This is a genomic window from Cutibacterium sp., assembly GCF_030525615.1.
Taxonomy (GTDB): domain Bacteria; phylum Actinomycetota; class Actinomycetes; order Propionibacteriales; family Propionibacteriaceae; genus Cutibacterium.
The window spans coordinates 129,020-155,532 of record NZ_JAUNEJ010000004.1; the positions used below are offsets into that span (position 1 = coordinate 129,020).

Genomic DNA, 26,513 nt, shown 5'->3' on the forward strand with positions numbered 1-26,513 from the left:
ACATGACGGGCGCGGACCCGCAAGGAGGTCGTTTATGCCGAATGCGCGCACTAACGCCACACCCGCCGACGGACTATCTACCCGACAACGGCGGTTACGCCCGATCCTGGCGGTCAATACCGGAGAGGGAAAGGGCAAGACGACGGCGGCCATGGGAACTGCCCTGCGTGCGTGGAACCAAGGGTGGCGAGTTGGCGTCTTCCAGTTCGTGAAGTCCGGGCGATGGCATGTCGGTGAGCAGGACGCGCTGCAGGCCCTCGGAGCATTGCATGAAGAAACCGGTGTCGGCGGTCCGGTGACATGGGAGGTTATGGGGACTGGATGGTCCTGGGCGCGGTCCTTCAACGCGGCTGAAGATCCCGAAGCCGCTGCCCGCGAGGGATGGCGTCACGTCTGTGAACTGCTGGCCAGCGAAGCGCTGGATTTCTACCTTCTTGACGAGTTCACCTACCCCTTGGATTGGGGATGGCTCGACGTCGACGAGGTTGTCGATACCCTCGTTCATCGCCCCGGGACCCAGAATGTCGTCGTCACGGGGCGTAGCGCGCCAGCCGCTCTTGTCGAGGCCGCCGACCTCGTGACCGAGATGACCAAGATCAAGCACCCCTTCGACGCCGGCCAGCGTGGCCAGGCAGGAATCGAGTGGTGATGCGTCTTCCACGAATCCTCATCGCAGCTGCGGCGTCCGGAGGTGGCAAGACGACGGTGGCAACCGGCCTTATGGCAGCTCTGCGCGCCAGCGGCCAGACAGTGGCACCGTTTAAGGTCGGCCCAGACTACATCGACCCTGGTTACCACTCGATGGCCAGCGGTCGTCCTGGCCGTAACCTCGATTCCGTCATGTGCGGTAACGAACTCATTGCCCCGCTGCTGGCCCATGGTTTTCTCACCCCCCATCCGGCTGACGTCGCGGTCATCGAGGGGGTGATGGGGCTCTTCGATGGCCAGCTGGGTACCGGACGTGGATCGAGCGCCGAAATCGCCACGACGACCCAGACTCCGGTGGTCGTGGTCATTGATACTGCCCACGCATCCCTGACCCATGCCGCAGTCGTGGCAGGCCTGGCCACCTTTGACCCGAATGTCACCATCGCCGGTGTAATCCTCAATCGGGTCGCCTCACCTCGTCACGGCGCTGAGATCGTCCGAGGACTCGATCGCCTCGGTATCACGGTCCTGGGACAAATCCCCCGCACCGAGTCAATCTTCGTGCCGTCGCGCCACCTCGGCCTAGTTCCGGCGGGGGAGTGGGAGGATTCGGCTGCCAAAGTGTCGAAATTGGGAGATCTCATCGCCGAACACGTCGACCTGGACGCTGTTATGAAGGTAGCCGAGTCTGCTCCTGACCTCGATGTCGAGCCGTGGAATCCGCGAGTGGCCTTGGAATCTGCCGGTTGGAGCAGTCATTGTTTCGATGAGCCGCCGGTGGTCGGAATCTTTGCCGGGCGAGCTTTCACCTTCCGCTACCCCGAGACCACCGAGATGTTGCAGGCCGCAGGATTCCGCGTCGTCGATATCGATCCCCTCACCGATCGACGTCTTCCAGACCACATCCAGGGGCTATACCTAGGTGGTGGATTTCCGCAGATACATGCCACAGATCTGGAGGACAACACCGAGCTCGCGGCCGATGTTCGTGCCCATGCCGAGGCTGGTATGCCGATTGTGGCCGAGTGTGCCGGACTGCTGTATCTCTGTCGACACCTCGACGGACACACCATGGCTGGGGTCCTGCCGATGGATGCGGAGATGGCGAAAAGGCTGACGATGGGCTACCGCGTCGCCACCCGTGACTCCATCGAGGTTGTGGGCCATGAATTCCACCGCACCACCACAACCCCGATTGCCGATGTTGATCCTGCCTGGCATATCACCATGCCCGATGGCACAGATCGGGCCGAGGGAGCGTTGGGAGATCCGGCTCGGCAGGGACGGCCTACCGTTCAGGCCTCCTATCTGCACCTGCACTGGGCTGGACAGCCCTCGCAGGCCGCGTGGTTTGCTAGTGAGGTGACGAGATTCCATGAAGGAACCGATGGCACGCACGCCGAGCCTGACCTCAATCACCACGGGGACAGCGACATCGCCGAGGGTCTGGTCGATTTCGCCGTCAACGTCCGGGTCTCCGAACCTCCGCAGTGGCTTCGCGACGCCATCACCTCCACCGCCCATGACTGGGCGCGTTACCCCGACGCCACCCCAGCTCGCGGTGCTCTGGCCGCCATGCACCAAGTGGGAGCCGACAAGGTTTTGCCGACCGCTGGAGCCGCCGAGGCGTTTTTGCTCATCGCCGCCACCGGGCCGCGACACGCGGTAGTCGTCCATCCTCAATTCACCGAGCCGGAAGCAGCTCTGAGAGCCACGGGTATCGACGTTGAGCGCGTCATCCTCGACGTCTCTGACGAGTTTGCGTTGAATCCGGCCCACGTGCCCGAGGCCGCCGACCTCGTCGTTATTGGAAACCCCACGAATCCCACCGGCCGATTGCACCCGGCCTCCGACGTACTGGCTCTGCGTCGCCCTGGAAGGGTTCTCGTCGTCGACGAAGCCTTCATGGACGCCACCGACGAGTCCCAGTCCCTCATCGGTGAGGACATGGACGATCTGCTTGTGGTGCGGTCATTGACAAAAACGTACGGTCTGGCCGGAATTCGCGCCGGATACGTCGTCGGGGACCCCAGGCTTATTGCGAGGCTGGCAGCCCACCAGGGGCCGTGGTCAGTATCGACGCCCGCTGTTGCCGCCATGACCGCCTGCACCAGTGAGGAAGCCTGGCGTTTCCGCAACCAACTGCGCGACGAGATCCCCGCCGCTCGCGCTGATCTCGTCGGTCGTCTTCGAGGACTCGGCTTACACGTCATCGACAGCGACGCTCCATTCGTCCTGGTTGACACCTCCTCGATCAGTGATGATTCATTACGTCAACCCTTGGCCGACTGCGGATTCGCCGTGAGACGTGGGGAGACATTTCCCGGCTTAGGTCCTACCTGGATCAGGCTCGCTGTCCGCGACCCAAAAACCCACGCCGAACTCGCACAAGCCCTCTCTGACCTCACAGCACACCAACCAACGGAGAACTGATGTCCTACTCCCCAGACCTCGTGCCCGGTACCGTCACCCTTGTTGGCGGTGGTCCCGGTGATCCCGGGCTGCTGACTGTTGCCGGACTGGAGGCGGTGCGTCAGGCCGACGTCATCCTCTATGACCGACTCGCTCCGGCTGACGTCATGGACGAAAACCCCGACGCCGAAAAGATTCCAGTCGGCAAAGTGCCACGCGGACCCTATGTTCCTCAGGAGCGCACCAATGAGCTGCTCGTCGACAATGCCAAAGCCGGACGCAAGGTGGTGCGTCTCAAGGGCGGTGATTCTTTCGTCTTCGGGCGAGGCGGCGAGGAATGGCAGGCCTGTGCAGCTGCTGGCGTACCGGTGCGCGTCATTCCCGGAGTCACCTCATGTGTGGCTGGCCCCGAGCTTATGGGAGTCCCACTAACTCACCGTCACATGGTTCAAGGTTTCACCGTCGTCTCGGGCCACGTCGCCCCTGGTGACACTCGCTGTGAGCTTGACTGGGCCCAGATCGCCAAGACCGGCACCACTCTCGTCATCCTCATGGGGGTGGCCCATATCGGCGACATCGCCGCGCGACTCATGGCCGGTGGCCTGTCCGGGGATACCCCGGTGGCCATCATTGCCAACGCGTCATTGCCGACCCAGCGGTCCCTGACCACGACCTTGGAAAAGGCCGCAGACGACATGATCGAAGCGGGTGTCAAGCCGCCAGCCATCACCGTCATCGGTGACGTCGCTGGACTCGACCTTGACCAGACTCGCGTCCACGAACCGTCAGATCATTGAGGTCTTACGGTTGCGAGACGGTCCCTGACCCACTGCACCGCCTCGTCGACCTCGCTTAGCTCGTCCCCCCAGCCGGGTGCCGGGCCGCGTGACACCATGACAACCTGGACGCCCGTCTCGGCTGCCAGACGAAGCTTGGGGTCAAGATCGGTGCCCCCGGAGTCCTTCGAAACGAGGGTAGCCACCCCCGCTGAGAAGATCTCTCGCTCCCGGTTCATGGTGAATGGGCCGCGCTCTTGCAATACCGTCCAGCCTGCCGGAAGCGGCACATCGGGGGAGTCAACGCAGCGCACAATAACTCGACGCGAACCAAGCCTCAGGTAGTGGCCGACGGGTTGGCGCCCTACAGTCAATAAGACGGTGTCCGGCATACTATCCAGGGCGCAAGCCGCGTCGTCATGATTGTCCACCCAGTGCCATGTCGCTGCCTCAGGCTGGGTACGCCAACTGGGCGGGGCCAACCGCGCCAGCGGCAGGTTGAGATCGCGGCACGCCTGAGTAGCGTGGCTGTGCATGGTCGCGGCGAAGGGGTGGGAGGCATCCACCATGACCTTGACCTCGTTGGTGCCCAGGAAGTGCTTGAGGCCGTCGATACCGCCGAAGCCGCCCAGTCTTGTTGGCCCGGGGACGGGTCGAGGGGATTTCGTGCGTCCCGCCAGGGATGTACACAGATCAACTTCGTCGTTGAGTAGTCGAGTGGCCAGCTGTCTGGCCTTCGTCGTGCCGCCAAGAATGAGGACGTCCATAGGTCCATCAAATCAGCCTGTGGGACAATGAGTCCGGATCGCGGTGGAACACCGGTGCAAATCCGGGACGGTCCCGCCACTGTGACGCCGCCCAGGCGAAGTCAGACCAGAACCGCGCACACCTGCCCCGACCGGGGTGGGACCATTGCGACGCACCTGCGTAGCGTCCGAGACTGCGAGGACACAGGCTCGGAGGGGATGCGGCGGCGTCCCTGACGATGGAGCATGATGGTTCGGCTGCCCAAATCCTTGTCCGCTGAGAGCCTGCTCGCCCGAACTGTACGCGGCATTCGTGGTGCCGACGTCAAAGCCTTGGAGGCTGCCCGAGCTCGTCAGCAGGTGCTCACCAAACCTGAGGGTTCGCTGGGATTGTTGGAGGATTTGTCGATCCGACTGGCGGGGATGTGCGGACAGGTCCCAGTCCCGGTACCGAGCCATCCGGTCGTCGGGTTATTCGCTGGGGACCATGGGGTGTGGGCTCAGGGGGTCTCACCGGATCCTCAGGAAATCACCACCCAGCAGATGGCCAATATGGCGGCTGGCGGGGCTGCGATCAGCGTGTTGTCGCGCCAGATGGGCGCGCAGTTGTGGATTACTGACGTCGGGGCACGGCACGAAGTTGACGCTCCCATTCGTCAGCGGTGCGTGCGGCGTGGCACCGACGACATTTCTCAGGGTCCGGCGATGAGTCTTGACGAGGCTGTCCAAGCTCTTGAGGTTGGTATCGAGACTGGTCTGGAAGCTGTGGAGCAGGGGGCAGACATCCTTGTCACCGGCGAGATGGGTATTGCCAACACGACGCCCGCCTCAGCCCTCATCAGTGTTTTCACCGGGTGCTCTCCGGCAGAGGTGACGGGGAGAGGTGCTGGGTCCGACGATCGTCGTCACCAACACAAGATCGACGTGGTAACCCGTGCTCTCCAGGTCAATCGTCCCGAGGCTGACCATCCGGTTGAGACGTTGGCAAAGGTGGGAGGTTTCGAACACGCTGCCATGGCCGGATACATCCTGGCGGCAGCCTCACGGAGAATCCCCGTGCTCATTGATGGGGTCATCGCCTGTTCGGCGGCCCTGACAGCTACCACGATCTGCCCGGAAACCCGTGATTTCATCATTACTAGCCATGCTGGGGCCGAGCCGGGTATCACCGCTTCTACCAACGCCCTTGGCCTGCCAGCCTTACTCGACCTTGGGTTGCGCCTGGGAGAGGGATCGGGGGCCATCCTCACACTGCCCATCGTTCAGGCGAGCGCCCACATCCTCAACGAGATGGCCACCTTTGAGGACGCCGAGGTCACCGACATCAAGGTAACGGGGGAAACTGACCTTCCGGAGGCTGTTGAGAAGAGTGTTCCCCCTTGCCGGGCCTTGGTTCTGGGCGGCGCACGGTCGGGCAAGTCGACCTTCGCCGAGTCGAGGCTGCCGCGCAACTCTAAGGTCACTTATGTCGCCACTTCGCAGCGCAATCCACAGGACGCCGAGTGGGAGGAGCGGATTCGCTTACATCAGGCCCGGCGTCCAGCCGCGTGGCAGACCGTCGAGACCACCGACATTGCGTCGGTGCTGCTGGCTGACGACGACTCCCCGATACTCGTGGACTGCCTCGGGGTGTGGATAACACGGATCCTCGACGAGGTAGGAGCCTGGATTGCTGATCCGAGCGATGACACATGGCAGAAATCCCTGAGAGCTCGAGTTGGCGAGTTGACCGACGCCATCCGCCGTACTCGTAGGGACGTCATCTTTGTCTCCAACGAGGTCGGGATGGGAGTCGTGCCAGACACCCCAGCCGGACGCCTCTTCCGTGACGAGCTCGGACGGCTCAATGCCGCCGTTGGGCACGTCTGCGATGAGGTGTGGATGTGTGTGGCCGGGATCCCGAAGAGGTGGGCATGAACCACGAGCAGCATGACGGTCCGGGAAGACTAGGCCCTTTGCGTGGGGTGGCTGAGGCCTTGTCCCTCTTCACAATCCTTCCCGGGCCATATCTGACTGATATTGACCGACCGTTGGCTCGTCGGGCCATTACGGCGTTCCCTTGGCTTGGGCTGTGCCTGGGAGTGGTGGCTGGTGGGGTTGTCGCTCTCGTGCTCGGGCTGGGTGCTGGGTCGTGGCTGGCCGGAGTGCTCGCGCTGTGCTGGTTGGCTGGTGCGACCGGAGGCTTCCATCTTGACGGGGTAGCTGATACTGCCGACGGCCTGGGGTCACGGGCAGCGCCGGACAAGGCCCTTCAGATCATGAAGAAGTCCGACATTGGTCCGATGGGTGTCATCAGTATTGTTCTGGTGTTGCTCGTTGATACGGCCGCTGTCGTGAGTCTGGCCGGGACAACCGGTCTGGGAGCGTGGTGGCGGGTTGCGACACTGGTCGCTCTCGGACCGGCCATCGGCCGAGCAGCGATTCTCTTCGCGACGATGACTGGGGTGCCATGTGCTCGCCCGGGCGGCTTTGGTTCCCTGGTCGCGGGGGTGACGACGCCGAGATCTGCGGCGATTAACCTCACGGCGCTGGGATGTGTGTGCGCCTTGGCCGGATGGGTGATGGGAGGCTGGGCGTGGTTGTTGGTGGTCGTCGGGTGCGCCGCAGTGACCCTGCTCATCGCCCGGGGATGGATCCATCACCTGGTGCGGCGTTTGTCCGGAATGACGGGTGATACTTTTGGAAGTGTTAATGAGGTGACGCAGATGACGTTTTGGGTTCTGACGGCGCTGAGTGTGGCGGTGGTGTCATGATTGACGATCTCGGTGTCACGGTTCGGACAGCGGGTCCCGTCAAGCGGGTAGTGAGCCTGGTGCCGTCCATCACTGAAGCTATCGCGATGACGTGTCCTCAAGTGTTGGTGGGGTGTACCGATTACTGCATTCGCCCTGTAAACCTCAATGAGGTCACCGGGCACGAAGTAGTGAGAGTCAGAGGTACCAAGAACCCGGACCGGAAGGCAATTACTGATCTTCGCCCAGACCTCGTGGTAGCTAACCAAGAGGAGAACCGTGAGTATGACGTCACCTTGCTGCGCGAAGCTGGGGTGCCGGTGTGGGTGACGCGCATCGACACAGTGCCAGCGGCCATTTCCAGCTTGTCCAAGCTGTTTGAGGAAGGATTTGGCATTGCCAGGCCGCAGTGGTTACGTGACGCTGGTCAGGAATGGAGCGGTCCATGGCCCGGCGAGACGCGCAGAGCTGTCGTTGCGGTATGGCGGGATCCCTGGATCTGTGTTGGGAAAGACACCTATATTGCCGATGTGTTGAGGCGGGTCGGTGTGGAGCTGGTCGATGTGTCGGGAGATTCGCGGTATCCCCATGTTGAACTGGCGGACATAATCGCTTCCCGGCCGGACCGTGTCATCCTGCCCGACGAGCCGTATCACTTCGGTCCCGACGACGTACCGGCCTTTCCCGGTCTCGATGTGCGTCTTGTCGATGGCCAGAAGTTGGCATGGTACGGGCCGTCGATGGTGGGCGCGCGCCAGTATCTTTCTCAGCACATAGCCTGACGACGTAGCAGGCGGTCGCGCAGATGACGCCTCGTCGGCAAATGTGCCACAATGTGCGAGACATGCCTCTGTAGCTCAGTTGGTAGAGCGCCGCTCTTGTAAAGCGATGGTCGCGGGTTCGAATCCTGTCAGAGGCTCTGTAAAACATCTAGTGCCTATACCGACTCTGGGCAGTGGCGTGTTTGGGTGCCATCTGCGAATAGTTTGCTTGAGGACCGCGAGACGTCCAAGGGTTGACCCGCACTGTGGAACCTGGAGGCTGTGAGTTCGCGGCTTGCACGGAGTTGCAGCGCTATACGCGGAAGAGTGCACGTTTTTCATAGACGGTTTGTACTACCGATAAATTCATGCTTAACTTTAGGGGCCTTAATCAGCAAAACGTTTCCATCTCAATGGTGAGTAGGGGAAGGTAGGGACATATGGGAAAGCGAATTTTTGCTCATCGCGGTTTAAATCGGCGCGCTCCAGAAAACACGATGGCAGCCTTTCGTAAAGCGGTTGATGCTGGCGTAACGTGGATTGAAACTGATGTCGATGTATTACAAGACGGAACTGTGATTATATGCCACGACACGACACTTGACCGTACCACGAACTGCACGGGCAGTTACTATAAACTGAACCGCGCTGATCTTGCCTTTATCGACGCTGGTTCGTGGTTTAGTCCTGCTTATGCAGGGGAGCCATTACCAACCCTCTTTCAGCTCGTTGATTATATGAATGAAACTGGACTCAACGCCAATATAGAGATAAAGTCAAATGAGGCGGGAGCTGCCATGACAAGGCAGCTTATTTCCGCAGTCGCCCATGAGCTTCGTCGCCTTCACGGCCCACAGGTCATTGTTTCCTCATTTAATCATGTTCTGCTTCATGAGTTTCACGCCTTAGCTCCGGATATTCCGCTGGGATGCCTGTATGAAACCGCTGCGCTATATGAAGACTGGAGAAGTATCCTAGAGCTCGTCGGGGCAACATATATTCACCCAGAAGATCGCGACCTGACTCGTGAGCGAGTAGCGGCTTTCAGAGATGCAGGGTTTGGCGTCAATGTATGGACGGTAAATAGCGTGGCACGGGCTCATGAGCTTTTCAATTGGGGTGTGGAAGGGGTATTTACTGATTGTGCAGACGAAATGCTCCACCTTGCTGAGTAGCATTACCTGAAGTTGGCTAGCTGTAGTTGTGCATACTGTCGACATTATTGTCCAGTAGTTTTTCTCGTTATCTTCCTTGATATTTGTAATTCACGGAGCGTCCCGTGACAAGATTTTACTTGTCTTTTTGAAAGGAATTGTTTTCTATGAGATATATAAATACACGCATCCCACATTTCTTAAAACACGGAAAAGTAGGATCATATCTGACTGTAGTTCTATCCGGACAGATACCATATTCAGCCTTTGAAGCGTTTAAAGGGGCTCTGCTTCTTCCGCTTTGTGCTGCTCTAGGGATCAGCGAGGGGCAGTTTGGAATTCTTATGGGGTGGATAGGAATCGCCACATTTTTGTATGTTCCTGGAGGCTGGATAAACAATCGGTTTCCAATTAAACACATCCTTGTAACATGGTGTGGGTGGCGGCTGGTTACATATTTGATACTATTCCTGGTACCTGATTTGCCTTTTAACGCAATGATAGCGATTGCAATTTCCTGGGCTGTTTGGGATGCGATTGGTTGGCCAGCGGTCGTCAATGGTGTTTCCTTTATTACCATGGATGAAGGCACCAATGGGCGCGGACTTGCAATGGGGCTTCTCGAAACAATTCGCCGGGGAACAGAGATGCTCATGAATCTGGTCATTGTGGTGCTTATTTCCTGGCGTCCGGAATCTACGCGTGGTATAATGCTGGGATTTTCCTTGTTCTATGCTTTGCTGCTAATACCGATGATCCTTGCGCTCCTTAAATTTGCTCCCGTTAACCAGGTGGCTCAAGAAAAGAACACATCACATGGTATGGCTGCCTTGCATGGTCTGGTGAAAGTATTGTCGCGGCCACGTGTGTGGTTAGCTGGGCTTGCGGCGATGTGTGTTTATTGGGCATATGTGAATCTCATCTATGCTTCGGCTCCTTACCTTTCGATCGTATACAATGCTTCATCAGGGGTATCAGGTGCATTCGGAATCTTTAATACGGGGCTCATTGGGGTATTTGCGGGACTCATTTCTGGATTGGTCGCCGATTATGTCTTTAAGTCGTCGACAGTGATGATGGGAGTTTCGCTTGCAGTTACCGCAGTCGGGGCCAGTTTAGTATATATTCTTCCAGTTAATACTAGCGGAATGTGGGTTGCAATGGTACTCCTCATGATTATGGCTTTAGGTGTGTTTATGGGTAAAGCAGTAATTCTAGCGCCAATTGCTGAATTAAAGCTTTCCCCGGGAATTAACGGATCTGCCATGGCTGTCGGTTCGTTTCTCGCCTATGCTCCAGTATTTTGGGCAAATCCGTGGGCTGGCAAACTTGTGGAAACTGCGAAGCAAGCAGGTGATCCGGGTGTCGCATACGGTCAGATATTCCTGATTACGATAGCTGTGGCGCTTGTAGGTGCTGTATGCGCCGGTGTATTGGCCATAATTAACGCGCGTTTGAGTAAGTCACACACCTGATAACTGGTGGCTCATCGTAAACGAGGGTGTGGATGGGTGGTGGTGTTGAAGTGGTGAAGCCCTGAACCGGCGCCGGGTTTAATAATGGCTGCATGGTCATCGTGGACGTGCGGGTGATTTGCTTTGCAACCCTTCATACTGGTGCTGACCTGCTGACTCTCCGACAACATAACCGTTTGCAACATATGCGCGGCATAGCGGTGGGGTTGGACAATCAGGCCCACGGCATCACCCGATGACTGCTGGAAGCCGAACCTCGTCTGCGCCCTCTATTATGATAAGTCGCCTTCCCAGACTCAGTTGCGCCAGTGTTGTGCAGTTGCGCCAGGATTGCACGGCGCAGGTGTACAAACATGGCGCAACTGGCGTGTTCGGCCCGGCGGAGAGCTGATTCTTCTGTAAATCTCGGGCGCAAGTGTGCAATGGTGGCGCAGGTTGTCGACGGTATCCGGGGCCTGTGTGCAGACGAGGCACAACCGCGCAGACATGGCGCGACTTTGAAGCCGTGGAGGGGAAGCCGCGACCGCCACGCCACCACTCGTCTGCACCCCTCGTTTGCGAAGGTGCCGGAAAGTGAGTGTCGTCGCGGAGTTGACAACTAGTTAAAGGTAAGCCTAACCTAATAGCGCGTTCGATGTCCGGCAAAGGAGACGACATTATGAGGACGAGGGCTTTTGTTTCACGTTTGACGGTAGTAGGGATTGTTTCGGCCCTTTTTAGTGGCGTTACTGTTTCGGTAAGTCCGGTCGCATATGCACAGACGGTATCCAATGAGGGTCAAAAGACCGAGCTGACCGTACCGACTCTGCCGTATCGTAGCAAAGCAGGTAGTGACTGTGGCCGCCGTATCTCTTTTGGTTCGAATAGTGAAGAATTGCGATCCTGTGATGCCGTGCCTGCAGCGGGGATGATTGATTCTGATCGCGCAACCACTTATGGTTGGTTGTCATGGGGGCGCAAGGGTGTCCTGTTTGTGCTTCGCCATTCCACGCATAAACTGCCAGCCAAAATTCGCCCATGGGCCTCCAAGATTGCAAATGTTCTTGAGGATACCGAAGAGTGGGAAAAAGCACCTATTATATACGCTTTGGGCAAGGCAGGTATGCCGTATGATGTCGCCAAGGCGGCAGCGGATTGGATCGTGTTCTTTTTAGGGTGAGGTTTGAACATGGCGAGACCTAAGAAATCTGATGATCTGCTGGGGATGGTGGGTGCTGGCGTATTCTTCCTTGGTGTCGTCATTGTTGTTATAGCGCCTTTCGTTATAGTTCCAGTATTATTCCCCTTGATATTTGAGGGCTGCTATTTGGAATCGCCATTGACGTGGAAGACTCTTGTTTTGGGAGTTTTGGTCCTATTTGCTCTGGGGATAGGTATTTCTCTCATCATGGGGGTGTTGGCAAGAGTCATTGTCTCATTGTCTCGCCCTGCTGCTAACAAAGCCGTAAGAGAAATTCTTGAGTTTCTGGTGCTCTGGTGGTTTTACTCGACTCTTATTCAACCAGATAGGTATGCTTTTAGTGCCAGCATTGTGGTGACGGCCATCACCGCTGTGACCGAACCAATCCTTGATAAGGCCATCGACCGGCAAAAACACACCACACCGGCTTGACTCGGTAGCTCATTAGGCGCTGCTGCCGGTGCGACGAGCCGAGTCTGGGTTCTCAGGCCATTACTTGTTCCCATTCGTCGCGGTGCTCGAGCATTCTGCGTGCTGCCTCCTGAGCCGCCTGGATCGAATGGTTGGCCCCCCACCCACACTGCACCTCGTTGGCGGCGGGGGTGGCGTCGAGTTCCAGAATGTCGCGCAGGGTGGTCTCGACGAGCTGACAGGTAGCCGGGACGTCGGGCTTGCCCACCATGATGAGGTAGAACCCGGTCTGGCATCCCATTGGCCCGAAGTCGATAACGGACTGCGAGTGATTGCGTACGCATTCGGCGAAAGAGTGCTCGATTGAGTGCACTGCAGGCATGTCCAGATGGTCCTTGTTGGGCTGGCAGAACCTCACATCGTACTTGGTGAGGGTATCGCCGGCGGGCAGGTGCTTGACGTCCGCCACGCGCACGAACGGGGCCGCCACCTTGGTGTGGTCCAGGTTGAAACTCTCGACGTTCATCTTGTGTGCCATGACCCTATTTTCTCGCAAGCGCACAAATTCCACGCGGTTAGCTGAGCAGCCAGTCACAAACCAGCAGCCGCGATGAAGCCATCACAGTTGCCGTCCACTTGCACTTGCTCGCCAGCAGGTATCCACATGGCCTGCCCATGTGTAATTTCTTCAGTGCCCTGGGAACTTGAGCACACCGCGTAACCGCCGGTAATGAGCAAGATTCGGGCCAAGTCGCTGGCTGGCAAGATAACGGGGTCAGTGGTGTCGAGGTCGAGTTCCCACAGCCGAAACTGTTCACTGGTGCTTGGGAAAACCCGCAAACCTGGGCCAACCTCTTGGGAGGTCATGACCCGTGGTTCCTGAGTCTGGAACGAGACAATGTGGACGAGTGAGTCAACATCAATGTGCTTGCTGGTGAGTCCGCCACGCACAACGTTGTTGGAATCGGCCATGATCTCAATGCCGGTGCCTGATAAGTACGAATGCATGAGCCCCGGTGGTACGGACAGGGCCTGTCCCGGCTCCAGGTGAACTCGATTGAGCATGAGCGCCGCCAGGATGGAGGGGTCCCCAGGGAAGTACTCGTCGAGTTCGACAGCGGTGCGGCAGAACTCTCCCAGCGGTGTGTCCTCCTTGACATGGTTGACGGCTCCTGAGACCACTTCGGTGACGAGCTGGCACCGCATGTCGTCCCCAGCCAGGCAGTCGAGGAATGTTTCGGCGAGGGCGGCCGACCCGGAACGTTCGGTTAACGGACCTAAGACCGGATCGGTAGGGGTGAGGACGTCAAGCCCATCGAAGAGCTGGCGGGTTTCGTGCGGATCGCGAAACCCGCACAACACGTCGAAATCGGCCAAAGCAACGAGGATCTCGGGTTTGGGCCAGTCATCGACAAAGGTGCGATGCGGGTCATCGACGTCCACGCCGACTTCGTTCTCTCGGAGAAATCCAGCCCGTGCCATTGCAGCGTCGGGATGAGCTTGCAGACTCAGTGGATGGCGGGCCGAGAGGATTTTGAGGAGGAACGGCAACCGATTACCGAAGACGTTTTGGCTGCGATCGCCGAGTTCCTCGGGGTGAGCGTAGATGTAGTCATTGAGTGGAATTCCCTCGAGGGTCGACGGCGAGGTCTCATGGGCCCCAAGCCAGTACTCAGCCCAGGGATTGCCGTCAGCCTCTTTTCCAAGGATGTCTGGGATCGCATCGTAGGATCCCCAGGAGTACGTCCGGACCGTACCGGTCAGGCGTTTCATAATGTGCCTCTCGTTCATGGTGTTGCATCGTTGCCGACACCGCTGGCGTCATCCGAGCAGGTGCGCGCTGCGGGAGCGGCGTCGCTGGCTGCGAACTCGCTCCAGTCGTCCGATGAGAGCGGGGGCGTAGTGGGCAGCTCTCCTGTCGTCGATGAGCTCGTTGAGCCGCAGATGGTATCGGGGGGATGACAGGTCGAGCCTGTCGCGAATGATGGCCTCCTTGTCATCGCCCAAATTCCCGGCCTGCCAGGATGCTTCAAAATCTAAAATCGCACGGTCTAAGGCGCATAGATCATGAGACTCTGCGGACTCAGAGGTGATGGAATCTGACACAGTGCCAGTCTAAAACTGTCTCGCAGTCACGCTGCGGGGCCTCGGACATCATCAGCGCCAGCGCGAGCGGTGTTTTTGGCAACGAGCTCTTTGCACTCGCGGTGTGCGAGTGCTAAAAATGTCATTGGCACTCGTCAAGCGAGAGTGCTACCGCTCGGATCGGTGTTGCGAGTACCGACACGAGTGGTTGTCCCGGTGATGAGATCACCAGATCGTCCGTCGCGGGCATCACAGGGAATGACAATGCGGGGTCGCTCCCGCCACATCATCTGACGTCCACGGGCTGCCAGCCCACCGGAGCGGAGGAATCCCCCAAATATGGCAAAGCTCATCGAATTTAACATTGAGGCCCGCCGCGGGCTTGAGGCGGGCATGAACACCCTCGCTGACGCGGTTAAGGTCACCCTCGGCCCCAAGGGCCGCAACGTCGTTCTCGAGAAGTCGTGGGGTGCTCCTACTATCACCAACGATGGTGTCTCCATCGCCAAGGAAATCGAACTCGACGATCCCTACCAGAAGATCGGCGCTGAACTCGTCAAGGAGGTCGCCAAGAAGACTGACGACGTCGCTGGCGACGGCACCACGACTGCCACCGTCCTGGCTCAGGCCATGGTTCGGGAGGGCCTGCGCAATGTCACTGCTGGCGCCAACCCAATGGGTCTGAAGAAGGGTATTGAGGCCGCCGTCGAGGCGATCAGCGCCCGTCTTTCCGAGATGGCCATCGACATTGAGACCAAGGATCAGATCGCTTCGACTGCCTCGATCTCGGCCGCCGATCCCACCGTCGGTGAGATCATCGCTGAGGCCATGGATAAGGTCGGCAAGGAAGGTGTCATCACCGTCGAGGAGTCCAACACCTTCGGTCTGGAACTCGAGCTCACCGAGGGTATGCGCTTCGACAAGGGCTACATCTCGCCCTACTTCGTCACTGACACTGAGCGCATGGAGGCCGTCCTTGAGGACCCCTACATCCTCATCGTCAACTCCAAGATCTCCTCGCTGAAGGACCTCCTTCCGGTCCTCGAGAAGGTCATGCAGTCCGGCAAGCCGCTGTTTGTCATTGCTGAGGATGTTGAAGGAGAGGCTCTGGCGGGTCTTATCGTCAACAAGATTCGCGGCACCTTCAAGTCGGTTGCCGTCAAGGCCCCGGGCTTCGGAGACCGTCGCAAGGCCATGCTCAACGACATCGCTATCCTCACCGGCGGCCAGGTCATTTCCGAGGAGGTCGGTCTGTCTCTCGACGCCGTCACCCTCGACCTGCTGGGCCACGCTCGCCAGGTTGTCGTCACCAAGGACGAAGCCACCATCGTTGACGGTGCTGGCGACTCTGAGCAGATTGCCGGACGTGTTTCCCAGATTCGTAAGGAGATCGAGAACTCCGACTCCGACTACGACCGTGAGAAGCTGCAGGAGCGCCTCGCCAAGCTCGCTGGCGGCGTTGCCGTCATTAAGGTTGGTGCTGCCACTGAGGTCGAGCTCAAGGAGCGCAAGCACCGTATTGAGGACGCCGTGCGCAACGCCAAGGCTGCTGTCGAGGAGGGAATCATCCCCGGTGGTGGTGTCGCCCTGCTGCAGGCCTCGAATGCTGCCAAGGTCGACGACCTAGAAGGCGACGAGCTCACCGGTGCCCAGATCGTGCTGACTGCGTGTGCTGCTCCTCTCAAGCAGATTGCAGTCAACGCCGGTCTCGAGGGCGGAGTTGTGGCTGAGAAAGTCGCTGGCTTGCCCGCAGGCCAGGGTCTCAACGCGGCCACTGGCGAGTACGTCGACATGGTCAAGGCTGGCATTATCGATCCGGCCAAGGTGACCCGTTCGGCCCTTCAGAATGCCGCCTCCATTGCGGCCCTGTTCCTCACCACTGAGGCTGTTATCGCTGACAAGCCCGAGCCTGTGAAGGCTCCTGCCGGTGGCGGCGACATGGATGGCATGGGCGGCATGGGTGGAATGATGTGACCCATCCCATCTGAAGTAATAGGGGCGGCTCCAATTGGAGCCGCCCCTATTATTGTCTCCTCGAAAGTGAGGGGTGTAGATGGTTGATAGCGTGGTGTAGCGGATTGGTTTACATGCAGCCCGTATCTACTCGGGATGAACCATCGATGACGGTCGCACTGATTTCACGGTTTCTGCTTTAACGAAGATGTGAGAGCGGCAAAGATGTATTCGCAGGACGGATTCTGGTGGCCGTCTGCCGTCAAGTAGCCTCGGATAGTGCACCTAAATACCCGATGTCCGCAGGGAAGCCGTTTCGCCACTCTGCTTACTGGAGCTGGAACCGTCCATCCGCTGTTGTCATTGTTAGCGGCAATGATGATCCTCGGGGTGGGGCAAGGCGGTGTGGCTTTCGTACTCACGGCGTTGGCAGGTGGTCATCCCGACGCTCAAACGTCGACGATCCTGCTGTTGGTGTCCTTCCTCGGTGTGTGGGTAGCGCTGTGGCTGTGGATGAGATTCGTCGAACAGCGCCCGATGGTCTGCTTGGGTTTTCGTGGACCGGCCCGCGATGTCGTGATCGGCGTGGCGATAGCGATCGTGATTCTTGCCGCTGACGTCATCGTCATGACTGCTGGTGGGCAGGTGCGGATAGCGTGGACCTATCCCAGCGCGACGGCGGTAATGCTCATCCTCGCCTCTCTGCTGTTGTTCCTCATTCAGGGATGTGCCGAGGAAGTCGTGCTGCGCGGCTATCTCATGCAGTCAGTAGCAGCGAAGTGGGGAATTCCTGCCGGTCTAGCCCTCCAAGCCGTGGTTTTTGCCGTCCTGCACGCAGCGAACCCAGGTACTACCTGGATTGCCGTGGTCAACGTCGCAGGATTTGGTTTCATGTTGGGCCTCTTGGTGGTGTGGCGAGGAAATCTGCTCGCTGCAATGGGATTCCATACTGTCTGGAACTGGCTGCAGGGCATGGTGATGGGATTTGACGTTTCCGGGTTGAAGTTCGCGAATACTCTTATGACGGCTGGTGGAACTGCCGGTTCCTACTCCTGGCTCACTGGCGGCACTTTTGGTGCTGAGGGGTCCATCGTCAGCACGATCGTGCTGGCCGTTCTCATCGCAGGCCTTATCGAGGCGATTCGACGAGACTGGCGCAAGAATTAAGCCATGGCATTGCTCGAGGTCATCTGTCTGCACGAAAACGACGCCAAGCGGGCAGCACGGGGAGGTGCCGATCGCATCGAACTGGTCGGCACCATGGATGAGGACGGTCTTTCCCCCAGCCCTCAAGTGTTGGCACGCACCCTCAGCGCCGTTGACATACCGGTGCGTCCTATGCTCCGCGTTGACGGAGGCTTTCGTGCTGACCCGCGCAGGCACGACGAAATACTCCACTTAGCCAGTACCTATCGTGATCTCGGTGCGGATGGCCTGGTACTGGGATTCCTTGATGACGCGGGTGGGATTGACGTCGAGACTGTCACTGAGTTGACCGAAGGCTGGCCGGGCTGGACGTTTCATCGAGCCATCGACAACAGCCGGGAGCCCGACAGAGCATGGGTGCAGTTGCTGGGTCTGTCCGGACTCGATCAGGTTCTCACAGCCGGGTCGTCGCAGGGAATCGAGTACGGTCTTGACGACCTCATTGCCCGCGCCAAAACAAACCTGCGAGTGGCTGAACTCATGATGGCAGGCGGCGGTTTGCGACCCGAGCACGTCCCGTGGCTGTACCGGGCCGGTATTCGTGCTTTCCATATCGGCAGCCCAGCTCGGCCCCAAGGCTCTTGGAAGGCGTGGGTGGACAGCGACCTTGTCAGGTCATGGCGTGATCTCCTGGACCGCCTCGCCGGGTGACCCGGACCTGCTAGAACGCCTGCAACCACATATTCCATGTGCCCGGAGCATGGAAAGAGACGTGACCATGGTCGTCGTCAACTGGTTGAGGCGCAGAGTCAACAGGTTGAGGTGCGGGCGTGGCGGTCTTCGAAGGCTGACCTGATGGCGCTGTGGAACTCGGCCGAGACTCATGACGGGCGATGATCCGCGCCGCCCCCTCGATGGTTTCTACCAGGTCCTCCATAGGGGCCGTCGTCGAATGGGTCAGCCCGACGGCGGTGTACCCCTTGGTCCCGGTGGAAGCTACGGAATTGACGTGCCAGCCATCCTCGCGAGAAAGCCAGCCGTTCTTGACGTAGGGCGTGTTCATACCAGCCGTCATGCCCCAGTCTTGATCTTGCGAGACGCTGGACATGAGCTTGCGGGCGTAGGCCTGCATGGAAGCGGGAATGACGTCGTTGGGGCAGAAAATGTAGTCAGCGAGGACGACCTGGTCAGCAGCTGTCGTCGAGGTCAACCCCCAATGGCCTTCAGGGTCAAAGGTGGTGTGGGTAGCACCTAGGCGACGTATCACGGTGCGAACCCCGTCGGCTTGGCCCACTCTTTCCCAGAGAGCAGTTGCGGCCTCGTTGCTGGAATTCTCGATCATGGGGACCAGAAGGTCCTTCTCGGATTTCGAAAGCTGACGCTTCTCGGCAGCAGCCTGAACCATGACTGTCTCCATGATGGCCAGCTTGACGATCGAGGCAGTGATGTAGTGCGTGGCCCCGTGATTGAGAACGTAGATGTTTCGTTGTCCATGCACTCGCATGGCGATCGAGTGCTCGCCAGCGCGGCCGTCGAGGTATTTCTTGAGTTCGTTCTGGTACGGGAATGGGACATAAGGTCCAGGAGCAGCCGGATTTGCGTTCTTCATCGGAGCACGAGGGTGCGGTTCAGGGCGATTCGGTCGGTTGGCGTGGGCTGCCGGCATACCAATGGCAGTTCCAGCAGCGACGACCAGGCCGCTTAGCGCGGCGCGCCGGGAGATGAGGGCTTTTCCAGAGGAATGTGCCTTCTCATTTCGAAACAAGTTTTCTTTCCTCTCCAATTCACGCCGTCTGGTCCAATGCATCCAAATCATCGGCATCGACGATGCGATAGGAATATCCCTGTTCGGCAAGGAAACGCTGCCGGTGACTGGCGAAATCTGCGTCGACGGTGTCTCGGGAAACGACCGCGTAGAACCGGGCGACGAGTCCGTTCTTGGGTCGTAAGAGACGGCCTAGACGCTGAGCCTCTTCTTGACGGGACCCGAATGCCCCCGATACCTGAATGGCGACCTCGGCGCTCGGCAGATCGATCGAGAAGTTGGCTACTTTCGAGACGACAAGCAGGTCCGTGCGTCCCTCGCGGAAATCCTGGTAGATCTCCTGGCGCTTGGTCGGGGTGGTGGAACCGGTGATAATCGGACACTTTAATTCCGTGGCCAGCTCTTCCAGCTGGTCGACGTACTGGCCGATAACCAAGGTCGGCTGCCCACGATGGCGGGCCACCAAATCGGCAACCACCCGATTCTTGATCGGTAAGGTCGCGGCCATTCGATAGCGGACATCCGGTTCGGCCATGGCACAAGCCATTCGGTCGGACTCGGACAGGCTCACCCTTACCTCGACGCAATCGGCGGGAGCGATCCAGCCTTGGGCCTCGATCTCCTTCCACGGGGCGTCATAGCGCTTGGGGCCAATGAGAGTGAAAACGTCGTCCTCGTGGCCGTCCTCTCGCACCAAGGTGGCCGTCAGTCCCAGCCGACGTCGCGCCTGCAGGTCGGCTGTCATACGGAAGACCGGGGCCGGAAGTAGGTGAACCTCGTCATAGATGACCAACCCCCAGTCACGGGCTTCGAAAAGCTCCAAATGGGGATGAACCCCCTTCCGCTTCGTCGTGATGACCTGGTAGGTGGCAATGGTGACTGGTCTCACCTGCTTGCGTGACCCGGAGTACTCGCCGATCTCGTCAGGGGTTAATGAGGTGCGACGAACGAGTTCCTCCTTCCACTGCCGGGCTGAAACAGTGTTGGTGACCAGAATAAGCGTGGTGCAGCGGGCCAGACTCATGGCAGTCGCTCCGACGATGGTTTTGCCAGCGCCACAAGGCAGCACGACCACTCCGGACCCGCCATCCCAGAAGGACTGGGCAGCCATCCTTTGATATGGCCGAAGACTCCAGCCATCCTCAGCCAGAGCGATGTCATGGCGCTCGCCGTCCACGTAGCCAGCCAAGTCCTCGGCAGGCCATCCCAGCTTGAGTAGGGCTTGCTTCAGAGTGCCTCGCTGAGACGGATGGACCACAGCAGTCTCCTCGTCGATCTGGTCACCGACGAGGCCACGCACTGACTTTGATCTCAGCACCTCGGTGAGGACAGCCCTGTCCGTCGACACCAAGACAAGTCCATGGGCAGGATGCTTCTCAATGCGTAACCGACCGTAGCGAGACATCGTTTCGGTGACGTCGATGAGGAGTCCGGAAGCCACCGGGTATCGGGAGTACCTCATGAGAGTGTCGACGACCTGTTCGGCGTCGTGACCAGCGGCCATCGCATTCCACAACCCCAGTGGGGTCAGGCGATAGGTGTGGATGTGCTCGGGAGCCCTCTCCAATTCCGCAAAGGGGGAGATGGCATGACGACACTCGTCTGCCAAAGGGTGATCCACTTCCAGCAGGAGGGTGCGATCGGACTGAACAATAAGGGGGCCGGGTACAGAAGTCATCACATCCAGTATCGCCCCTCACCTCAGATTTGTTCCCTTTCAAACGACCTCAGCGGTCGTCAGGCCGGTTGGCAGGCGGTAATTCGGGACACCGGGACGATCAATACTCCTCCGCCACCACGGATAACACAGCGTACGGCTCCTGCCGCGACTGCCATGATTCGCACCGTCTGACGTACCGCAGTGCCGTCGTCGATGACTCGCTCGATTTGCATCCACATACCTTCTTGCTGGGCTTGGTGCAGGTGGGCAAGGAGCTGACGGCGGTCTGAGAAGCCACGGCCTTTGTTCTTAAGAAGCGAAGCCGCAAGGCCCTCGGGGTCGGTCTGGGGAGCCGAGGCGGGGGAGACGTCAATCTTGGCACGTGGGGGCGGGGGAGCCGAGAAAACATCGCCGTGTGAATCTCGGGCAACCGGGGCCATTCCTAGTTGACGCAGACCGGCGAGTACCTGGTCAGGTTCTGCTTGGGCCACCAGCACCTGGGCACCAACGCGACGCAGAGCGAGGTCCTTAGCAAGGGAACTGCGCATAATGGCCTCAACGGCAGCCGGGTCGTCGACTTCCAGAAGGGCTCCAGCGGCGGCCACCGAAACCCGGCCATGGTCACGCACCACGTCGTCGAGGAGGACCAGCAGCCCCTGAGGAACTTCGCTCAGGGAGTGCTCCGACCACCACTGGCGTACCCGTTCCCCGGTCCACCCGGCATCCAGGGCTCGGCGCAGACTGGCGCGGCTGAATCGACGCACCCCGGCGATCCCGGTGGACTCGCGATCGGCCAACAGAGCCAGATCGGCGGCAGTGGAAGGAGTCAACGGGCCGGGGGCGACTGCGGTGAGATCGGACTGCAGGATCACCTCGTCGGTGCGTTCGGGCATGTCGGCGCAGGTGAGCGAATCGACGAGATCGGTGCGAGCTCCCAGCGCGATCATCCCGAGTACTCGGCACTCGTCCAGGACGGCCTCAACCAGGGAATCCTCCACAGCAGTACCGGGTTGACGCCAGCGAATGCGGTCGGCGACAAGGCTGGCCTCGACAGGAGTTCCGGGTTCAGCTGAACTCAATTCCTGGTGGACTAGACGCCGCCACGCCCGGGCGGTTGCTGGTGCTGACGCGACTAACGTGTTGTCGAGGTTGCCTGGAGGTTGCGGAATACGTCGCCACGCGTCGCGCAAGCTCACCCACTGACCCCACAAGGAATCAGTGCGCCAACGGTCGGCAAGCGGGGTGGGAAGCCAGCCGCGCCCGTCAGCCCCGATGAGCCCACCAGCGGCGGCCAGAGCCAAGTACACCCAGCCGTCGTCTTCAGCCGCCACTCGTGACAACACTGCGCGGGCGTCTCGTTTGGCAATGCCGCCATTGGCAAGTAGAGCGCAGTCGTGACGCTCCACTCCTTCCAGCAGGGCCGACATTGCGCTGACAGCCTCTAACGCCGTTCCCAAACCAGCCCGATTCACGAGGGTGGTCTGGCTCGGTTCAGGCCAAGCCGGTGGGGTGGGTTGTGGCTGTTCAGCGAACAGACGATTGCCGCGCAGGACAAGGGCTACCTCGCGGGGCAGGACAACGGTGTCGTCGTCCAGGGGACGCAGCAGGTGATGAGCGAGTGCGGTCTCGACGGGGGTTGTCGCGGTCTCGGGAGTCACCGTACGTCGCGCATGGGGGACGTGACCGGTAGGAGACCACATCAGACGCTCCACCACAGCGCGCGCCTGAGGGCCCGCAGCAGCCAGCGCTTCTGCTACCTCCGTGGAACTCATAGGCATGACGGATGCTGGTGCCAGCCCGGCTGGATATCCGGACAAATGGGTGGTGACAACCTGAATGACGTGCAGGTGGTCGGAGTCCTCAAGCACAAGAGCCATGTCGAGCAGATCGGAGACGCCGGCGGCGACATCTGCGCGAATTGTGTCTGGTTTGGTTGGCCATCCCTGGCAGATGGCGTCAGCCAGGTCAGCCAGCGTGAGGTCTCCCAGCGCGGCCAACGCCGTCAGAAGACTCAGCCGCCACCGATCAAGGCTGGAGATCGCAGCAGTGATGGACGCATGGGTGCCGGCTCGCGAAGACACCTCAGTGAGGTCGCGAGGAGTGGGGTTGGCCAGGTCGGGGCGCAGGGTCAGAAGCCGGGATAGCCCTTGGGTATCGAGGCCTCGAATGGTGGACGCAAGGGTTGTTGGCTCATCGACCTCGCTCATTGCTGCGACCTCGGATCTCGAGGTGTCAGATAGCGGTCAATGATGATGAACCCGAGCGCGAGCATAGCGACGCAGCCCAAGCGAGACATCCATGCAAATTGGGCCAAGATGGTTCGAACCGGCGACTCCATCGCGCCACCGAGGATAACAACGACTGTGACAGCAGTGAGAGCTTTGCTGAGGCGTCCAGCTGCGAAGGGGTGACGCCATGCCAACCACCAGGCGAGGATCAGCGCAGGTATCGACAGCGGGGACCACATCGATCCCAGTGCGAGAACGGCAATCCACAGCCAGCCCAACGCTCGGCACAGATCCAGGAAGGACCGACTGCCAGCGGCGGCAGGCATAGTCGGGTCAAGCTGCCGAGGTAAGCGGATGGTTTTCGTGGTTTTTGCTCGCAGTGGGGGGACCGTTGAGACGGGAGTCTCCGATGGAGCTGCCCAGGTCGTCGTGGTTCCGGTCGAGCGGCTGGTGCGGATGGGTTCATGAGGATCCCGGTGCTCGACACGTGGACCGGCCAGACCAGCCTGGGTGGAAAACGGGTCGTGGGGTTCGCGGCTACTTCGACGGCGCGGGACCAACTCGGCCAAGGGACGGTCGTCCCCACCTTGATAACCCCCGGGAGCTTCGGCTGGCTTTCCGGCAGCCGGGCTGGCAGGAAGAGTCGGGTTTTCGAGAGGCGCGATCCGAGGAGCCCGGAAAGCACTGGGTGCCCGACGAGAACCGACGACGTCGATGGGTGCTCTCCTGACGGTACTCAGTGCCATAGCGTCCATAGTAAGGGTTGGTGCCGACTAAGCCGCGCGCTCAGTGTGTGCGGGGCAACGCTCATGGGGGGTGATTGTGATCGCTCAGAAACGCTCAATGGACCCTAGCCTGAATGAAGATATTACGTAACGCGCGGAGCGGCCGCGCATGAAAGGGAGGGGTCGACATGGAGGTCATCATCTGCTCCGACGAGCAGGCTGTTGGGCGGATTGCAGCCGAGCGTATTGCCAAGGTTCTGGCCAAGGCGAAGGCGCCGGTCTTGGGAGTGGCCACTGGTTCGACCCCGCTGACGACGTACTCTTCGTTGGCTGCTCTTGCGAAAGAGGGCAAGGCTGATTTCACCGGATTGCGTGCCTTTGCTCTGGACGAATACGTCGGCCTTCCCGCTGACGACGAGCGCTCTTACGCCGCCACCATTCGTCACACCGTCACCGAGCAGCTTGGTCTGGATCCGGCAGACGTCCACACCCCAAACGGCATGGCGGACGACCTTGACGCGGCCTGTGCGGAGTACGACAAGGCCATCAAGGATGCCGGCGGAGTCGACGTCCAGATCCTCGGTATCGGGGCCAACGGCCATATCGGTTTCAACGAGCCGACCAGCTCGCTGTCCTCGCGGACCCGCGTCAAGACCCTCGCTGAGCGGACCAAGGCCGATAACGCCCGTTTCTTTGAGGAGGGCGAGAAGGTGCCCAGTCACTGCGTGACCCAGGGTCTTGGGACGATCATGGATGCCCGCAACGTTGTGCTGTTGGCGATCGGGGAAAACAAGGCCGATGCTGTCGCTGGAGCGGTTGAGGGTCCGGTGACGGCAATGTGTCCGGCCTCGGTGCTGCAGTTCCATCCTCATGCCCTCGTGATCGCTGACGAGGCCGCCGCCTCCAAGCTGACGACGGCTGACTACTTCCGGTGGACTGATAGCCAGCGGGGCGATTACTCCGGCACCATGTGAGACGCGTTGATGTGACGCTCCTGGCCCGTCGGGAGTCTTGCCGCCGGGCCATGGAAAGATTGTGAACAGTGGACCGTCGACAAGGCTGTAGCCTTGTAGGACGGTCCATTGATCGTCCATGACCAGAAGGAGTGAGCCAGAGATGCCAACCGGAAAGGTGCGTTTCTACGACGCCACCAAGGGGTTCGGTTTCCTGACGAAGGATGGCGGCGGCGACGTGTATGTCAACGCCTCCGCCTTGCCTGCAGGGGTGAATACCCTGAAACCCGGTCAGAAGGTTGACTTTGGGGTTGTTGAAGGACGCCGAGGCGAGCAGGCCCTGTCTCTGCAGATCGTCGAGACCCCGATCTCGCTGGCGAAGGCGAGTCGCAAGAAGCCCCGGGAGATGGCGGTGATTTGCGAAGACCTCATCAAAATGCTTGACAAGATGGGTAACGGCTACCGGCACGGACGCCATCCTGATCCACGGACTGCGGGAGCGGTGGCCAAAATGCTGCGTGCTGTTGCCGACGAGTTGGAGCTGTGATGAGGACGTCAAAACGGTCTATCAAGGCTGACGCGACTATCGCGAAAGCTGTTGACCAGGCCCGGGAAGCAGCCGAACACCGCGCGGGTGACTTCGGTGTTGGGGAGCACGTCGGGACGATTGTCGAGGGTGAGCGCGTTCTGACCCACCTCTTCGAGTGTCCGCACCCGGGATACCGGGGCTGGCGGTGGGCTGTGACGATGTCGCGTGCCCTGCGCGGGCGTAACGTCACCGTCAATGAGGTCGTTCTTATCCCTGGTGATGATTCTCTCCTGGCTCCCGAGTGGGTGCCGTGGCGCGACCGTGTTCGAGCCGGGGATATTAGCGCCGGAACTCTCATGCCCACCGCTGACAACGATCCGCGTCTGGAGCCCGGTTACACCGGCGGTGAACTCGCCGCTGACGAGGATCCGGCTGAGTGGGCTGCTACCCGGGCGGTGGCGTCTGAGCTGGGGCTGGGGCGCGAGCGTCTGTTATCGCGGGAGGGTCGTGACTCAACCGCTGAGCGGTGGCTCGCCGGTGAGGGGGGTCCTGACAACGCGATGAGTCGCCATGCCCCCGCCAGTTGCGTTACGTGTGGTTATTTCGTACGCCTGCAGCACTCCTTAGGGCGAGTTTTTGGAGTGTGCTCCAACGAGTTTTCGCCCTCTGATGGCTCAGTGGTCCACGTTGACCATGGCTGCGGTGGTCACTCCGATGTTGTCGAGAAGCGACGCGGGATCGAATTACCCGAGCCGGTGTTCGACACTATTTCGGTGGATAACTCGTTGTTCGACTGAATGGGTGCTGAATGGACTCAGTGGCGGGAACGTCGCCAGCAATACGCTGTGCCGACGATTCCCAGCCCGGTGCCGGTCAGACAAATCCAGAGCCAGTCGCGATAGCCGGTTTCAGTGAGATGGTCGAACATGGCCCAGCACACGATTGACGCCACCGCGAAAGCGATGGTTCCCACAATGCCGACAGTCACCCCGTTCGCGTCGACTGGGGCGACGTTGGCCTGGGTTAGCAGGTGTTCACGCTCGTTGGCCACAGTCCCATCGTAATGCCCCGCTGCAGTGCCGTGGCATCTTGTCCTTAGAATGCCCTTCGTGTCTAGCAACACCGTATCAGCAAGATTCGACAACTGGTTTCACCTCACGGAACGAGGATCGAC

The 26,513-nt window shown here is 59.7% G+C and carries 26 protein-coding genes, 1 tRNA gene and 1 riboswitch; of the genes, 17 read left to right on the top strand and 10 right to left on the bottom strand.

The features are described from left to right. Positions 1-34: 34 nt before the first annotated feature. From cobO to cobA, 3 genes are read left to right on the top strand one after another with little or no spacing between them, the layout of a single operon-like run. Positions 35-649 (top strand): cob(I)yrinic acid a,c-diamide adenosyltransferase, encoded by a 615-nt coding sequence (gene cobO, locus Q4B98_RS07580; protein ID WP_303196513.1) that lies wholly within the window; start codon positions 35-37, stop codon positions 647-649. Next, positions 649-3,081, top strand: a complete 2,433-nt coding sequence (locus Q4B98_RS07585) for a cobyrinate a,c-diamide synthase (protein WP_303196589.1) — start codon at positions 649-651, stop codon at positions 3,079-3,081. Before cobO ends, Q4B98_RS07585 begins: the two co-directional genes overlap by 1 nt. Beyond that, a complete protein-coding gene (cobA, locus tag Q4B98_RS07590; protein WP_303196514.1) occupies positions 3,081-3,857 on the top strand; it encodes a uroporphyrinogen-III C-methyltransferase in 777 nt (258 codons plus the stop codon). The genes Q4B98_RS07585 and cobA overlap by 1 nt, the downstream gene beginning before the upstream one ends. Here cobA and Q4B98_RS07595 read toward each other — a convergent pair. Next, positions 3,851-4,603, bottom strand: coding sequence for a cobalt-precorrin-6A reductase (locus tag Q4B98_RS07595; RefSeq protein WP_303196515.1), 753 nt, complete (start codon positions 4,601-4,603; stop codon positions 3,851-3,853). The genes cobA and Q4B98_RS07595 overlap by 7 nt on opposite strands. A 24-nt stretch (positions 4,604-4,627) precedes the next feature. Further along, positions 4,628-4,735, top strand: a riboswitch (cobalamin riboswitch). Positions 4,736-4,828: 93 nt separating this feature from the next. On the opposite strand from Q4B98_RS07595, the gene cobT reads away from it, so the two are divergent. The 8 genes from cobT (at position 4,829) to Q4B98_RS07635 (ending at position 12,316) form a co-directional block, all read left to right on the top strand. Further along, a complete protein-coding gene (cobT, locus tag Q4B98_RS07600; RefSeq protein ID WP_303196516.1) occupies positions 4,829-6,499 on the top strand; it encodes a nicotinate-nucleotide--dimethylbenzimidazole phosphoribosyltransferase in 1,671 nt (556 codons plus the stop codon). Continuing rightward, positions 6,496-7,335 carry an adenosylcobinamide-GDP ribazoletransferase gene (locus Q4B98_RS07605; RefSeq protein ID WP_303196517.1) on the top strand — a complete coding sequence of 280 codons (840 nt, stop codon included), beginning with the start codon at positions 6,496-6,498 and terminating at the stop codon, positions 7,333-7,335. The genes cobT and Q4B98_RS07605 overlap by 4 nt, the downstream gene beginning before the upstream one ends. Then, complete coding sequence (locus Q4B98_RS07610) at positions 7,332-8,096, top strand: helical backbone metal receptor (RefSeq protein WP_303196518.1); 765 nt, start codon at positions 7,332-7,334, stop codon at positions 8,094-8,096. Before Q4B98_RS07605 ends, Q4B98_RS07610 begins: the two co-directional genes overlap by 4 nt. Positions 8,097-8,160: 64 nt before the next feature. Beyond that, positions 8,161-8,233: transfer RNA gene (locus tag Q4B98_RS07615), tRNA-Thr, on the top strand. Between the two features lie 282 nt (positions 8,234-8,515). Continuing rightward, complete coding sequence (locus Q4B98_RS07620) at positions 8,516-9,250, top strand: glycerophosphoryl diester phosphodiesterase (protein WP_303196519.1); 735 nt, start codon at positions 8,516-8,518, stop codon at positions 9,248-9,250. Positions 9,251-9,396: 146 nt separating this feature from the next. Next, complete coding sequence (locus tag Q4B98_RS07625; RefSeq protein WP_303196520.1) at positions 9,397-10,704, top strand: MFS transporter; 1,308 nt, start codon at positions 9,397-9,399, stop codon at positions 10,702-10,704. 658 nt (positions 10,705-11,362) lie between these two features. After that, positions 11,363-11,863, top strand: coding sequence for a hypothetical protein (locus Q4B98_RS07630; protein WP_303196521.1), 501 nt, complete (start codon positions 11,363-11,365; stop codon positions 11,861-11,863). A 9-nt stretch (positions 11,864-11,872) separates the two neighbouring features. Further along, positions 11,873-12,316, top strand: coding sequence for a hypothetical protein (locus Q4B98_RS07635; protein WP_303196522.1), 444 nt, complete (start codon positions 11,873-11,875; stop codon positions 12,314-12,316). 52 nt (positions 12,317-12,368) lie between these two features. Here Q4B98_RS07635 and Q4B98_RS07640 read toward each other — a convergent pair whose 3' ends face one another. The 4 genes from Q4B98_RS07640 to Q4B98_RS07655 form a co-directional block, all read right to left on the bottom strand. Next, positions 12,369-12,851: an S-ribosylhomocysteine lyase gene (locus Q4B98_RS07640; RefSeq protein ID WP_303196523.1), complete on the bottom strand. Its 483-nt coding sequence runs from the start codon at positions 12,849-12,851 to the stop codon at positions 12,369-12,371. Between the two features lie 35 nt (positions 12,852-12,886). Next, on the bottom strand, positions 12,887-14,068 hold the full coding sequence (gene manA, locus Q4B98_RS07645) for a mannose-6-phosphate isomerase, class I (RefSeq protein WP_303196590.1): 1,182 nt from the start codon (positions 14,066-14,068) through the stop codon (positions 12,887-12,889). 48 nt (positions 14,069-14,116) lie between these two features. Next, positions 14,117-14,401 (bottom strand): DUF3263 domain-containing protein, encoded by a 285-nt coding sequence (locus tag Q4B98_RS07650; protein WP_303196524.1) that lies wholly within the window; start codon positions 14,399-14,401, stop codon positions 14,117-14,119. Between the two features lie 134 nt (positions 14,402-14,535). After that, the gene (locus Q4B98_RS07655; protein WP_303196525.1) at positions 14,536-14,733 is read right to left on the bottom strand and encodes a hypothetical protein; all 198 of its coding nucleotides are present in this window, start codon (positions 14,731-14,733) and stop codon (positions 14,536-14,538) included. Between Q4B98_RS07655 and groL the strand changes: the two genes are divergently transcribed. The 3 genes from groL to Q4B98_RS07670 all read left to right on the top strand — a co-directional run bounded on the left by groL (position 14,720) and on the right by Q4B98_RS07670 (position 18,190). Continuing rightward, positions 14,720-16,354, top strand: coding sequence for a chaperonin GroEL (groL, locus tag Q4B98_RS07660; RefSeq protein WP_303196526.1), 1,635 nt, complete (start codon positions 14,720-14,722; stop codon positions 16,352-16,354). The genes Q4B98_RS07655 and groL overlap by 14 nt on opposite strands. 354 nt (positions 16,355-16,708) lie before the next feature. Continuing rightward, positions 16,709-17,500 carry a CPBP family intramembrane glutamic endopeptidase gene (locus Q4B98_RS07665; RefSeq protein WP_303196591.1) on the top strand — a complete coding sequence of 264 codons (792 nt, stop codon included), beginning with the start codon at positions 16,709-16,711 and terminating at the stop codon, positions 17,498-17,500. A gap of 3 nt (positions 17,501-17,503) precedes the next feature. Then, the gene (locus tag Q4B98_RS07670) at positions 17,504-18,190 is read left to right on the top strand and encodes a copper homeostasis protein CutC (RefSeq protein ID WP_303196527.1); all 687 of its coding nucleotides are present in this window, start codon (positions 17,504-17,506) and stop codon (positions 18,188-18,190) included. Between the two features lie 10 nt (positions 18,191-18,200). Here Q4B98_RS07670 and Q4B98_RS07675 read toward each other — a convergent pair whose 3' ends face one another. From Q4B98_RS07675 to Q4B98_RS07690, 4 genes are all read right to left on the bottom strand, one after another. Further along, on the bottom strand, positions 18,201-19,088 hold the full coding sequence (locus Q4B98_RS07675; RefSeq protein WP_303196592.1) for a serine hydrolase: 888 nt from the start codon (positions 19,086-19,088) through the stop codon (positions 18,201-18,203). 175 nt (positions 19,089-19,263) lie between these two features. After that, on the bottom strand, positions 19,264-20,922 hold the full coding sequence (locus tag Q4B98_RS07680) for a DNA repair helicase XPB (RefSeq protein WP_303196529.1): 1,659 nt from the start codon (positions 20,920-20,922) through the stop codon (positions 19,264-19,266). A 59-nt stretch (positions 20,923-20,981) separates the two neighbouring features. Further along, the gene (locus tag Q4B98_RS07685; protein ID WP_303196530.1) at positions 20,982-23,111 is read right to left on the bottom strand and encodes a helicase-associated domain-containing protein; all 2,130 of its coding nucleotides are present in this window, start codon (positions 23,109-23,111) and stop codon (positions 20,982-20,984) included. After that, positions 23,108-23,458: a hypothetical protein gene (locus tag Q4B98_RS07690; RefSeq protein ID WP_303196594.1), complete on the bottom strand. Its 351-nt coding sequence runs from the start codon at positions 23,456-23,458 to the stop codon at positions 23,108-23,110. Before Q4B98_RS07690 ends, Q4B98_RS07685 begins: the two co-directional genes overlap by 4 nt. A 587-nt stretch (positions 23,459-24,045) precedes the next feature. On the opposite strand from Q4B98_RS07690, the gene nagB reads away from it, so the two are divergent. The 3 genes from nagB to Q4B98_RS07705 all read left to right on the top strand — a co-directional run bounded on the left by nagB (position 24,046) and on the right by Q4B98_RS07705 (position 26,136). Continuing rightward, a complete protein-coding gene (nagB, locus tag Q4B98_RS07695) occupies positions 24,046-24,831 on the top strand; it encodes a glucosamine-6-phosphate deaminase (RefSeq protein WP_303196531.1) in 786 nt (261 codons plus the stop codon). 142 nt (positions 24,832-24,973) lie between these two features. After that, positions 24,974-25,357 carry a cold-shock protein gene (locus Q4B98_RS07700; protein WP_303196532.1) on the top strand — a complete coding sequence of 128 codons (384 nt, stop codon included), beginning with the start codon at positions 24,974-24,976 and terminating at the stop codon, positions 25,355-25,357. Further along, on the top strand, positions 25,357-26,136 hold the full coding sequence (locus tag Q4B98_RS07705; RefSeq protein WP_303196533.1) for a DUF3027 domain-containing protein: 780 nt from the start codon (positions 25,357-25,359) through the stop codon (positions 26,134-26,136). Before Q4B98_RS07700 ends, Q4B98_RS07705 begins: the two co-directional genes overlap by 1 nt. A 17-nt stretch (positions 26,137-26,153) precedes the next feature. Here Q4B98_RS07705 and Q4B98_RS07710 read toward each other — a convergent pair whose 3' ends face one another. Continuing rightward, positions 26,154-26,441, bottom strand: a complete 288-nt coding sequence (locus Q4B98_RS07710) for a DUF2530 domain-containing protein (protein ID WP_303196596.1) — start codon at positions 26,439-26,441, stop codon at positions 26,154-26,156. Between the last annotated feature and the right edge of the window lie 72 nt (positions 26,442-26,513).